Genomic DNA, 11,825 nt, shown 5'->3' with positions numbered 1-11,825 from the left:
CGAAGGTGGCGGAATTGGTAGACGCGCTAGCTTCAGGTGTTAGTGTTCTTACGGACGTGAGGGTTCAAGTCCCTCTCTTCGCACCATCTCTAGGTTAAGTAATAAGAAGTAAAAGCAGTATTTCGGCGAGTAGCGCAGCTTGGTAGCGCAACTGGTTTGGGACCAGTGGGTCGGAGGTTCGAATCCTCTCTCGCCGACCAATTTAAAGAAAGCCCGCTTATTCGCGGGCTTTTTTGCATCTGGAGTTTATTAGGTGAAGAAGCTCCGGGTGGGAGGTTTGAGCCGAGCGCAGCGAGACAGCATTGCTGTAGCAACGACCCGTAGAGGGACGTCACGCAGTAACGACGAGTTATCTTCCCTCTCCAACCACATTAGAAAAGGCCAATCTTCGGATTGGCCTTTTTGCATTTATATTTTGAACATCTCAATACTCTTTCATTACTGCTTTGTCTCTTCTTTGCGCCTTTTAGAATTTTATTGTCGCCATTGGGAGACTTATAACTACATGATAATAATATTAAAATAATAAATAGTGTTTATGTGTCGCCAATAAGAGACATTGCATCGCTTTATTTATAGTAGTGGGAAGAATCAAATTTTGCCGACAGCGGAACATCTAACGTTATGTATTTTGTGCAATTATTTATTCCGTGGAAGAATGAATTCAAAGCTGGCACACATCGTGCAATAATATATCTGTAGATGCTCATTCCACTTCTTATGTTTGCTTAGGCTTCATAAACCCAGGAATGACGGCAGAGCCGATTACGGTGCTTATCGTCCACCGACAGATGTCGTCTTTCAGACCTCATCCAACACCATGGACATAACGTTGAGTGAAGCACCACTTAGTTGTCTTACAGACCTGTTTTAACACCTGCCGTTTGGCAGGTGTTTTTTTTTGTATTGAGGAAGGAAAAAGGGCGAAGGATATCGCCCTGGGGTATTACGGGTTAGGATTGTTTTGCAGGGTTAACAGCAGACCATCACGGCGCATTAAAGCCGCTTCTTCTGGTTGATGGAGCCGATCCAGACAGTCAGCCAGCCATGCGTAATCAAAGGCATCAGGACGTTGTTTGATGGCTTCGCGGAAAGCTTCGCCTGCTTGCTGCCATTCGCCATGCTTCATCAGTAACTGGCCGAGTGTGCTATGCAACAACGGACGATCACCTTGTGTTTTAATCTGCTGGCGCAGGGCTTTCTCGAGTTGCTCCGGATTACCTGATTTCAAACGTGGCATCAGCAATATCAAACGCTCATCGTACTGGCGTTTCAGACCATCCAGAATAATTTCCTGAGCGGCATCATGATCGGCACATTCAATAAGATGCTCCGCCATGGCGACCTGTAGCACAGTCTCATGTCGCGTTTTACGGCTTTGATTCTTCCACCAGGTTTTCAGCCCATCATTACCTTGATTCGCCATCGCCTGATCCATCAGACCAATCCAGGCTTGCTGCTGAAGCTCCGCACGGTGGGCTTCATCGCCAACCTGCACTTTGTCCATTGCAGGTAAAATATCGAGTAGCGATCCCCATGCCCCGGTGCGTACATATGCCATTTCTGCAAGACGCAGCACTTCCGGGTGACGTGGTGAGGTTTCTAGTAGCTTATCCACGCCGTGGCGCGCTGCATGGTTTTCGTTACGGGCAAGTTGCAAACGCACGCGGGTAATCTCAACCGGTAACTGATCGTTATCTGCCAGCTCGGCAGCGCGTTCCAGATGCTGGTTGGCACGAATTTCGTCACCGCGCTGCTGGGCCGCTTCGGCGGCTAATAGATAGTTCACTACCGGCTGTTCTGCATGATCGGCATTCTTCAGCATCAGTTTCTCAACTTGTTGGTAATCGCCTTCAGCCAGTTTTAGCAAAGCAGCTTTAGTCTGCTTACGTGCACGGCTGCTTTTACGCCCAACAAACCAGCCACGAGTACGAGCACCTGTGCGGAAAATTCGGCGCAGTACCCATTCAATGGCAAACAACACCACCATGGTCAGGATCAGAATGATCACAAGGCCTGTGACGCTGGTTTCGACATTGTAGTTATCGGTCTGAATCAAAACATAACCCTGATGCCCGGCAAGCATCGGCCCAAGGACGATCCCGGCGATCAACAACAGAAAGAGCAATAAGACTTTAATCATGCTTATTCTCCTTGAGTCGCTGCTGGAGCCTGTTCAGGCGCGGTTTCAGCTGGGGGGTTGGCGCTTGCTGCCGGTTGAGCGAGCAAATTGCGAACTCGGGTTTGCATCAGTTTTTCCAGCAGAGGTTGGCTTTCCAGTGTCTGCGGAACATCCATATTGATGCTTTGCTGGCTGAGAGAATCCAGTTCATCAAGGAATGCTTTGGTTACGCTGTCGTTAGTGTCGTAATAAGCGCGGACCCAAGTGGAAACATTCTCCAGCGATTGCTTATAGGTTTCGTTTTGATGGCGCGGAACCGCTTGCGCGGCAACCAGCAGACGCGAACGGATATTCTCACGTAGATATACATCCTGATTCGGTGCCAGAAGCGGAACCGCAGTTTCATCACGGCGACGGATAGTAATGAAACTATCCATAAAGTTGTGCCAGCTTTTGGTCAGGTTTTGACGCCATTCAGTAACGGTGCCGGACAGCTCGCTATCGTCGGAATCCATTGGTGTGTCATCGCTGTTGTTATCCGCAAGGCGAAGATTATCAACTTGACTAGAAAGCTGATTGAGCTTGAGGATAATCCCGTCGTAGTCGACCTGAGTAATGGCGGATAGTGCAGAAATATCATCTGTCAGTGCACGGCGAACGGGAAGCAAGCTCGGGTCGTTCATATCTGCAAGGCTGGCATCAGCACTTTTCAGAAGTGCTGCAGCTGTAGTGACATCCTGATCGCTCCACAATTTTCGCCCGGCCAATTTCACCAGAAAATCGGACTGAGACAACAACCAGGTTTTCGAATCACTACCGGAAATGGTAGCGACTTTTTGCTGCACTTCATCGAGCTCACGTGCCAGATTCGCCTGTTGACGATTTGATTCATCCAGAGCGGTTGCTTGCTGCTTGATGGTCGTTTCGAGGGCAATTTGCTGTTGTTCTTGCTGTTTGTGTAAAGCCGTTAACTGCGTTGCCAATGCTTCGCTGGTGGTGTTTTGCACTGCCACCTGATGCTTACCATAACTGTAAAGACCGCCACCTAACGCAAGAGCAATAGCAATGGCTATCGCACCCAGTGCAATTCCGGCAATGCCACTACGATTTTTTTGTGGTGGTTGTTCTGGAAGCGGTGCGCTTTCCACTGCTGGTGTGGTCTCTTCAACCATGGCGGAGGTGTTCTTTTGTTCCGTCATTGTGGCATCCCATATTGTATACCCTTCATACTTCATGCCGCATGTGCATTGGCTTGCTCATTCACCCCAGTCACTTACTTGAGTAAGCTCCAGGGGATTCATTGCGTCGCCGCCTTCCTGCAACTCGAATTATTTTGGGTCAAAGTTTATTGTAACGCGCGAAGCAGCGCGTCATTGTCTGCGTTATCGGCGATCCGAATATGCTGCCAGCCCAAATCCCGGGCCAAGTCTGCCAGACGCTCACTGACAACCAGAAGCTGGCAGTGGAGTAACCAGTTTTTGCGGTACCATTCAGGAATGAGTGCATAAAGTTGTTGCAGCATTTCGCCACTCGTTACAACCAGCGTTGAAACTCCACGCTCGCGCCAGCGAAAAGCTTCTTCTGCACCATCATAAATTCTGGCACTTCTTTGATAGCATTCACAGAAAGTCACGTCAGCACCGCGTTCTGCCAGAGTTTCTCCTAACAGTTCACGGCCACCATTGCCGCGCAAAATGAGGGCTCGTTTCCCGGCAACTTTCTGTAATTCAGGTAATTGTAGCAAGACTTCAGTGGTTTCCCGATCTTGTGGATAGAGAATCGGAATATGGCTTACTGTGTGAAACGCTAATGCAGTTGTACGCCCAATAGCAAACCAGGCAAGATTAGCAGGCCAGGCTATACCATTCTGTTTTAATTGCGGGTGGGCATAATGTATGACGTGCTGCGATAGCACGAATACCAGATCGCCTTCAGATAGGCTTGTCAGCATCTGAGGCAGTTTGTCCAACTGCCTACCGGGGGAAAACTCAATGAGTGGGAAACTATACGCCACCTGTCCTAGTGCGCGTAGTCTGCTCACTAATTCATCTCCTGCTGGGGAAGGACGGGTGACAAGTATGGTCATGCCGGAGCATCCCCGTCATAAACCGCAGCCAGAATTTCACGAGCGCCTTTATCTAAAAGCTCTTCAGCAAGGGAAATACCCATACTGACTGCATTTTCTGGTTTACCCCGACGCTCACCGCGAACCAGAACAGAACCATCTGGTGCCCCGACTAATGCGCGTAGCCACAGTTCGCCATTATTCAGCTCCGCATAGCTGCCGATCGGCACCTGGCATCCACCTTCAAGACGCATATTCATGGCGCGTTCGGCGCTAACACGGATTGCTGTTTCGTCATGGTTAAGCGAAGCGAGCAATGCTTGAGTTTGTTCGTCGTCAAGACGGCACTCGATTCCCACAGCACCCTGGCCTACTGCTGGCAAAGAAACTTCTGCGGGTAGGGCGAAACGTATGCGCTCTTGCAAACCAAGACGGTTAAGTCCGGCAACAGCGAGAATTATCGCGTCGTAGTCACCGTTATCGAGCTTGCCCAAACGGGTGCCAACGTTGCCACGCAATGATCGAATGACAAGGTCCGGGCGACGCTCAGCAATCTGGCACTGGCGGCGGAGGCTTGATGTGCCTACTACGCTGCCTGCTGGCAAATCATCCAGGCTTGCGAAATTGTTGGAGACAAAAGCATCGCGCGGATCGTCACGCTCGCAAATAGTCACCAGGCCCAGGCCTTCAGGAAACTCTACCGGCACATCTTTCATGGAATGCACGGCGATATCTGCTCGTCCTTCAAGAAGGGCGAGTTCTAACTCTTTGACAAACAATCCCTTGCCACCGACTTTCGCCAACGGTGTATCAAGAATGATGTCGCCACGCGTAACCATGGGCACCAGTTCAACCGTGAGCTGGGGATGGCACGCCTCCAGGCGCTGTTTGACATAATGTGCTTGCCAAAGTGCTAATGGACTTTGGCGAGTGGCAATTCTTAATACATTGTCTAACATTGCTTGTTACCGTAATTATCGTCCCTGACCATCCTACCACTCTTCACGGAAGGCTGTCAGTTTCAACGGTTTTGCGGAAAAGAGGGACATGTTTCGTATTATGGAAGATAAAGCGGGTAGGCGTAGCGGAAGTTGTTGAGTAGCGCATCTTTCTTTACGGTCAACCAGCAAGGTGTTAAATTGATCACGTTTCCAGCAATTCTTTGCCTTGTCGTTTATAATAGAGGCAACAACCGGGAAACGGGTTTTTTCGAAATACTGAAACCATCAGGCGATATGTCTTGTACCTCTATATTGAGACTCTTAAACAGAGACTGGATGCCATTAACCAACTGCGTGTAGATCGCGCACTTGCTGCCATGGGGCCTGCTTTTCAACAGGTCTACAGTCTTCTGCCAACATTGTTACATTATCATCACCCGCTGATGCCAGGTTACCTTGAGGGTAACGTTCCACATGGCATTTGCATCTACACGCCTGATGAAACACAACGTCACTATCTTAACGAACTCGAATTGATGCGCGGCATGCCGCCGCAAAAAACAGATCCAGGTGAATTGCCGATTACTGGCCTCTATTCCATGGGAAGTACCTCTTCTGTTGGGCAGAGTTGTTCATCCGATTTGGATATTTGGGTTTGTCACCAGTCATGGCTCGATAACGACGAGCGTCAACTGCTGCAACGTAAATGCAGCGTGCTGGAAAGCTGGGCTGCTTCGCTTGGCGTTGAGGTCAGCTTCTTCCTGATCGACGAAAACCGCTTCCGTCATAATGAAAGCGGCAGTCTGGGCGGCGAAGATTGTGGTTCTACCCAACACATCCTGCTGTTGGATGAATTTTATCGCTCCGCTGTGCGCCTGGCCGGTAAACGTATTCTGTGGAGTATGGTGCCAGGTGATGAAGAAGATCATTACGACGATTATGTGATGACACTTTATGCACAAGGTGTGCTCACGCCTAACGAATGGTTGGATCTCGGTGGTCTAAGCTCACTGTCAGCGGAAGAATACTTTGGAGCCAGCCTGTGGCAGCTCTATAAAAGTATCGATTCGCCTTATAAAGCCGTATTGAAAACTCTGCTGCTAGAAGCCTATTCCTGGGAATATCCGAACACTCGCTTACTGGCAAAAGATATTAAACAGCGTTTGCATGATGGTGAGATAGTCTCTTTTGGGCTTGATCCGTACTGCATGATGCTGGAGCGTGTGACTCACTACCTCACGCAAATCGAAGATATCGCGCGACTGGATTTAGTACGTCGTTGCTTCTATCTCAAAGTCTGCGAAAAACTTTCCCGTGAACGCGCCTGTGTAGGCTGGCGTCGTGAAGTATTAAGCCAATTGGTCAAAGATTGGGGCTGGGATGAACCACGTCTGGCTATGCTGGATAACCGTGCCAACTGGAAAATTGACCAGGTTCGCGATGCGCACAACGAACTTCTTGATGCGATGATGCAAAGCTATCGCAACCTGATTCGTTTTGCTCGCCGCAATAACTTGAGCGTTAGCGCAAGCCCGCAAGATATCGGTGTTTTGACCCGTAAACTGTACGCGGCGTTTGAAGCACTGCCTGGCAAAGTTACGTTGGTTAACCCGCAGATTTCTCCTGATTTGTCAGAACCTAATCTGACCTTTATCTATGTTCCGCCGGGCCGTGCCAACCGTTCAGGTTGGTATCTCTACAACCGTGCGCCAAACATGGATTCCATCATCAGCCATCAACCGCTGGAATATAACCGTTATCTTAATAAGCTGGTGGCATGGGCCTACTTCAACGGCCTACTGACCTCGCGCACCCGCCTGTTTATTAAGGGCAACGGTATTTGTGATTTACCAAAATTGCAGGAAATGGTTGCTGATGTTTCGCACCACTTCCCGCTGCGTTTGCCTGCGCCAACCGCAAAAGCGTTGTATAGCCCATGTGAAATTCGCCATCTGTCTATCATCGTGAACCTTGAATACGACCCGACGGCGGCATTCCGCAATCAGGTCGTTCACTTCGATTTCCGTAAGCTGGATGTGTTCAGCTTCGGGCAGCAGCAGCAGTGCCTGGTAGGAAGCGTTGACTTGCTTTACCGCAACTCCTGGAATGAAGTGCGTACTTTGCATTTCAACGGCGAACAATCAATGATTGAAGCGCTTAAAACGATTCTGGGTAAAATGCACCAGGATGCCGCGCCACCTGATAGCGTTGAAGTTTTCTGCTATAGCCAGCATTTGCGTGGTCTTATTCGCACCCGAGTTCAGCAACTGGTTTCCGAATGTATCGACTTCCGTTTGTCCAGCACTCGCCAAGAACCGGGTCGCTTTAAAGCGCTGCGAATTTCTGGCCAAACGTGGGGGCTGTTCTTTGAGCGCCTGAGCGTATCAGTGCAGAAACTGGAGAATGCGGTTGAGTTCTACGGTGCAATTTCGCATAACAAACTGCACGGTTTGTCAGTGCAGGTTGAAACCAATCAGGTTCAACTTCCGTCAGTGGTAGATGGTTTCGCCAGCGAAGGCATCATTCAATTCTTCTTTGAAGAAGCGAACGAGGACCAGGGGTTCAACATCTATATTCTGGATGAGACTAACCGGGCAGAGGTATATCACCACTGTGAAGGAAGCAAAGAAGATCTGGTACGTGATGTCAGCCGTTTCTACTCGTCTTCGCACGACCGCTTTACTTATGGTTCAAGCTTTATCAACTTCAACCTGCCGCAGTTCTATCAGATTGTGAAAGTTGATGGGCGCTCGCAGGTTATCCCGTTCCGCACCCAAACTATCACAGCAGCGACGCCAGCTAATCATGACGATAGCAGTACGCCGCTACTTCAGCAGTACAGCAACAGTTAACGGAAGCTAACCGGCTCACCAGCTTGCTGTGTGCAGGCTTCTTCAAGTAATTGCCAGAACTCCGCATCACTACGATCACAAATCCATTTATCTCCTTTCAGGTTAAAATGGTAACCGCCACTTTTGGTAGCAAGCCAGACCTGATGCAAAGGCTCCTGGCGATTGATAATAATCTTGCTGCGGTTCTCAAAGCTCAGGCTCAGCACACCGCCATTGATTTCGCAGTCAATATCGCTGTCACCATCCCAGTCATCCAGGCGTTCTTCGATTGTTGACCACAAGCCGTCACAGATGCGATGAAATTCACTGTCGTTCATATCTTTTTCTCAGTTGTTCGTCTTCACGGCAGTATAAAAGCAACACCCGCGAATAGAAAAGAGTATTGCTTTTCAGGGATCACCTGCGATGATAGACGGTAGAATATTGGATTACAGGCATCTCAATAATGAAGAAAATTTTCTGCCCATTAGCACTTATGTTGGCACTTTTCAGCCTTTCTGGCTGCGGCCTTAAAGGGCCTTTGTATTTTCCTCCAGCCGATGGCAAAACGACGCCTACAACTCAGAGCGTGACGCCTGAGAAAAAGCCGCAATCAGCCACGCCGGATCGCAACAACCGTGGAACTGATAACGCACCGACTCAGGTTATCTACTAGCAAATTATCGATAAGTAGCCGCGTATATGGAGCAGAAGATGCAGTTTTCGAAGATGCATGGCCTTGGCAATGACTTTATGGTCGTCGACGCGGTGACTCAAAACGTCTATTTCTCCCCTGAGCTTATCCGCCGCCTGGCCGACAGGCATTTGGGAGTGGGTTTCGACCAATTGCTGGTAGTAGAACCCCCTTACGACCCCGATCTGGATTTCCATTACCGTATTTTCAACGCCGATGGCAGCGAAGTTTCCCAATGTGGCAATGGCGCGCGTTGCTTTGCGCGCTTTGTGCGTCTGAAAGGGTTGACCAACAAACGCGATATTCGCGTCAGCACCGCTAATGGCCGCATGGTTCTCAGCGTGACGGAAGATGAGCTGGTATGCGTGAACATGGGCGAACCGAATTTCGAGCCATCTGCAGTGCCGTTCCGCGCAAACAAAGCGGAAAAGACCTATATTATGCGTGCCGCTGAACAGACCATTATGTGTGGCGTCGTGTCGATGGGTAACCCACATTGCGTTATTCAGGTTGATGATGTGGCAACGGCCGATGTGGAAATGCTAGGGCCAGTAATGGAAAACCATGATCGTTTCCCTGAACGTGCGAACATTGGTTTTATGCAGGTCGTTACCAAAGAACATATCCGCCTGCGCGTTTATGAACGAGGTGCCGGGGAAACTCAAGCTTGTGGCAGTGGCGCTTGTGGCGCGGTTGCCGTGGGTATCTTGCAAGGAATACTTGCGGAACAGGTTCGCGTAGAGCTGCCTGGTGGCCGTCTTGATATCGCCTGGAAAGGGCCCGGAAACCCGCTATTTATGACCGGCCCGGCGGCCCACGTCTATGATGGATTTATACATCTATGAAGAACGCCGAAGAACAGCAAGAAGCCGTACTGGAACTGGATGACCGCATGGTGGCGGAATATCTGCTACGTCATCCCGATTTCTTTATTCGGAACGCCCAGCATGTAGAACAGATGCAAGTCCCGCATCCGATACGTGGCACGGTTTCGTTGGTTGAGTGGCATATGGCGCGTAGCCGTAACCATATCAATTTTCTTGAAGAAAACATGACTCTGTTGATGGAACAGGCGAGTGTTAACGAAGGGTTGTTCTACCGTTTGCTGAAGTTGCAAGGTCGCTTGGCTTCTGCCACCAGTTTGCAGGAAATGTTGAATCGCCTGCACCGCTGGGCGCGTGAAATGGGGCTGGCTGGCGCGAATGTGCGCCTTTTTGCCGATCGTTGGCGGATTGGTGCGCCTTCAGATTTCACGCATCTGGCGCTGAACTGCCAGGCTTTCGAGCCGCTACGCATTCAACGCTTAGGTGACAGACAACATTATCTGGGGCCGCTAAATGGCCCTGAACTACTGGTTGTTTTACCCCAGGCTAAAGCCATTGGTTCAGTTGCACTTTCTCTGATGGGGAGTGATGCGGATTTAGGTGTTCTTGTCTTCAGTAGCCGTGACGCTCAGCATTACCAGGAAGGCCAGGGCACGCAATTACTGCACGAACTGGCACTGATGCTGCCAGACCTGCTGGAGCGCTGGGTAGAACGAGTATGACAACCTTGACGCTGCAAACCTTAGTGGATGGCTTTTTGCGCTATCTGAAGGTGGAGCGCCAGTTAAGCCCGCTGACATTGCTCAATTATAATCGCCAGCTTAGTGCGATAATTGGTCTTGCAGGTGAGATGAAATTGAGCTCCTGGCAGCAATGTGATGCCGCAGCGGTTCGCTCTATTACCGTTCGTAGCCGTAAGGCTGGCCTTGGGCCATCCAGCCTTGCACTGCGTCTTTCTGCACTACGAAGTTTTTTTGACTGGTGTGTCAGCCAGGGCGAACTCAAAGCCAACCCCGCAAAAGGTATTACAACACCGAAAGCCGGTCGCCACCTGCCAAAAAATATCGACGTTGACGACGTCAATCGTTTACTGGATATCGACATTAACGACCCGCTTGCTGTGCGTGACCGTGCGATGCTTGAAGTGATGTATGGTGCCGGGCTGCGTCTTTCCGAACTGGTTAATATGGATTGTCGCCACATCGACCTGTCGACAGGCGAAGTGTGGGTGATGGGTAAAGGTAGTAAAGAGCGCCGAGTGCCAGTTGGGAAATCTGCTGTCACCTGGGTTGAGCATTGGCTCGACTTACGCGAACTTTTTGGCCCGGACGACGACGCGCTGTTTCTCTCAAAACAAGGGAAGCGTATTTCTACGCGTAATGTCCAAAAACGTTTTAGCGAGTGGGGGATAAAACAGGGGCTAAACAGCCATGTTCATCCACACAAACTGCGTCACTCATTTGCCACGCACATGCTGGAGTCCAGCGGGGATCTACGCGGTGTGCAGGAATTATTAGGCCATGCCAACCTTTCCACGACGCAAATCTATACCCATCTCGACTTCCAACACTTAGCCTCAGTTTATGATGCTGCGCATCCGCGCGCTAAACGAGGGAAATCGTAATGCATTTTTACCGCCCGCTTGGGCCTATTGCCGCACTCACGTTTGATCTCGACGATACGTTGTACGACAACCGTGAGGTGATTATACGCACCGAACGCGAATCAATGAGTTTTGTGCAGAATTACCATTCGAAGCTTAATCACCTGCAACGTCCTGATTTTTTGCGTATTCGACATGCCTTGCGCCTCGCAGAACCTGAAATTTACCATGATGTCACCGAATGGCGCCGCCGTGCAGTTGAGCAGGCCATGTTAGACGTGGGTTTATCAGCGGAAGAAGCAGCGGCTGGCGCACAAGCTTCGATGGCGAATTTCGCTCACTGGCGCAGCCAAATCGTGGTGCCGCAAGAAACTCACGACACATTAGCGGCTCTTGCTGAAAAATGGCCGCTGGTGGCGATTACCAACGGTAACGCCGAACCGCACCTTTTTGGCCTCGATAAATACTTTAAATTTGTACTGCGTGCTGGCCCTCATGGGCGATCTAAGCCATTTAACGACATGTATCATCTGGCAGCAGAGAAACTGGATGTTCCGCGCGAACATATCCTGCACATTGGTGATGATCTGACGACCGATGTTGCAGGGGCAGTTCGCTGCGGGTTGCAAGCTTGCTGGATAAACCTGCGCGATGGCGACCTGATGCACATTGATGACAGCCGTTTATTGCCACATCTGGAAATTTCGCGGTTGGCATCTCTCACCGCGCTGATATAATCTGAATA

At 50.1% G+C, this 11,825-nt stretch carries 11 protein-coding genes, 1 tRNA gene and 1 other RNA gene; 8 read left to right on the top strand and 5 right to left on the bottom strand.

Translation table 11 applies throughout. The features are described 5' to 3' along the window. Positions 1-123 precede the first annotated feature (123 nt). Positions 124-200, top strand: a tRNA-Pro gene (locus tag FH968_RS20255). 37 nt (positions 201-237) lie between these two features. Next, positions 238-369: non-coding RNA, RtT sRNA (locus FH968_RS20250), on the top strand. A 577-nt stretch (positions 370-946) separates the two neighbouring features. Here the strand turns inward: FH968_RS20250 and hemY are convergent. The 4 genes from hemY to hemC form a co-directional block, all read right to left on the bottom strand. Then, positions 947-2,143 carry a protoheme IX biogenesis protein HemY gene (gene hemY / locus FH968_RS20245; RefSeq protein ID WP_139882697.1) on the bottom strand — a complete coding sequence of 399 codons (1,197 nt, stop codon included), beginning with the start codon at positions 2,141-2,143 and terminating at the stop codon, positions 947-949. Positions 2,144-2,145: 2 nt separating this feature from the next. Then, the gene (gene hemX, locus FH968_RS20240; protein WP_139882695.1) at positions 2,146-3,321 is read right to left on the bottom strand and encodes a uroporphyrinogen-III C-methyltransferase; all 1,176 of its coding nucleotides are present in this window, start codon (positions 3,319-3,321) and stop codon (positions 2,146-2,148) included. A 146-nt stretch (positions 3,322-3,467) separates the two neighbouring features. Beyond that, positions 3,468-4,208 (bottom strand): uroporphyrinogen-III synthase, encoded by a 741-nt coding sequence (gene hemD, locus FH968_RS20230; protein WP_139882693.1) that lies wholly within the window; start codon positions 4,206-4,208, stop codon positions 3,468-3,470. Then, positions 4,205-5,146 carry a hydroxymethylbilane synthase gene (gene hemC / locus FH968_RS20225; RefSeq protein ID WP_139882691.1) on the bottom strand — a complete coding sequence of 314 codons (942 nt, stop codon included), beginning with the start codon at positions 5,144-5,146 and terminating at the stop codon, positions 4,205-4,207. The genes hemD and hemC overlap by 4 nt, the downstream gene beginning before the upstream one ends. Before the next feature lie 281 nt (positions 5,147-5,427). On the opposite strand from hemC, the gene cyaA reads away from it, so the two are divergent. Next, a complete protein-coding gene (gene cyaA / locus FH968_RS20220) occupies positions 5,428-7,980 on the top strand; it encodes a class I adenylate cyclase (RefSeq protein ID WP_139882689.1) in 2,553 nt (850 codons plus the stop codon). On the opposite strand, the gene cyaY is transcribed toward cyaA, so the two are convergent. Further along, on the bottom strand, positions 7,977-8,297 hold the full coding sequence (cyaY, locus tag FH968_RS20215) for an iron donor protein CyaY (protein ID WP_139882687.1): 321 nt from the start codon (positions 8,295-8,297) through the stop codon (positions 7,977-7,979). The genes cyaA and cyaY overlap by 4 nt on opposite strands. Before the next feature lie 128 nt (positions 8,298-8,425). On the opposite strand from cyaY, the gene FH968_RS20210 reads away from it, so the two are divergent. From FH968_RS20210 to yigB, 5 genes are read left to right on the top strand one after another with little or no spacing between them, the layout of a single operon-like run. Then, on the top strand, positions 8,426-8,635 hold the full coding sequence (locus FH968_RS20210; protein ID WP_139882684.1) for a lipoprotein: 210 nt from the start codon (positions 8,426-8,428) through the stop codon (positions 8,633-8,635). Positions 8,636-8,673: 38 nt separating this feature from the next. Continuing rightward, positions 8,674-9,498, top strand: a complete 825-nt coding sequence (gene dapF, locus FH968_RS20205) for a diaminopimelate epimerase (RefSeq protein ID WP_139882682.1) — start codon at positions 8,674-8,676, stop codon at positions 9,496-9,498. Further along, the gene (locus tag FH968_RS20200; RefSeq protein ID WP_139882680.1) at positions 9,495-10,199 is read left to right on the top strand and encodes a DUF484 domain-containing protein; all 705 of its coding nucleotides are present in this window, start codon (positions 9,495-9,497) and stop codon (positions 10,197-10,199) included. The genes dapF and FH968_RS20200 overlap by 4 nt, the downstream gene beginning before the upstream one ends. Beyond that, on the top strand, positions 10,196-11,101 hold the full coding sequence (gene xerC / locus FH968_RS20195; protein ID WP_139882678.1) for a tyrosine recombinase XerC: 906 nt from the start codon (positions 10,196-10,198) through the stop codon (positions 11,099-11,101). The genes FH968_RS20200 and xerC overlap by 4 nt, the downstream gene beginning before the upstream one ends. Further along, positions 11,101-11,817 (top strand): 5-amino-6-(5-phospho-D-ribitylamino)uracil phosphatase YigB, encoded by a 717-nt coding sequence (yigB, locus tag FH968_RS20190; protein WP_139882676.1) that lies wholly within the window; start codon positions 11,101-11,103, stop codon positions 11,815-11,817. Before xerC ends, yigB begins: the two co-directional genes overlap by 1 nt. Positions 11,818-11,825 lie beyond the last annotated feature (8 nt).

Origin of the sequence: Buttiauxella sp. B2 (assembly GCF_006376615.1) — a bacterium.
Classification (GTDB): domain Bacteria; phylum Pseudomonadota; class Gammaproteobacteria; order Enterobacterales; family Enterobacteriaceae; genus Buttiauxella.
Note: the sequence above shows the minus strand (reverse complement) of the source record. Positions and strands in the feature narration are given on the sequence as shown.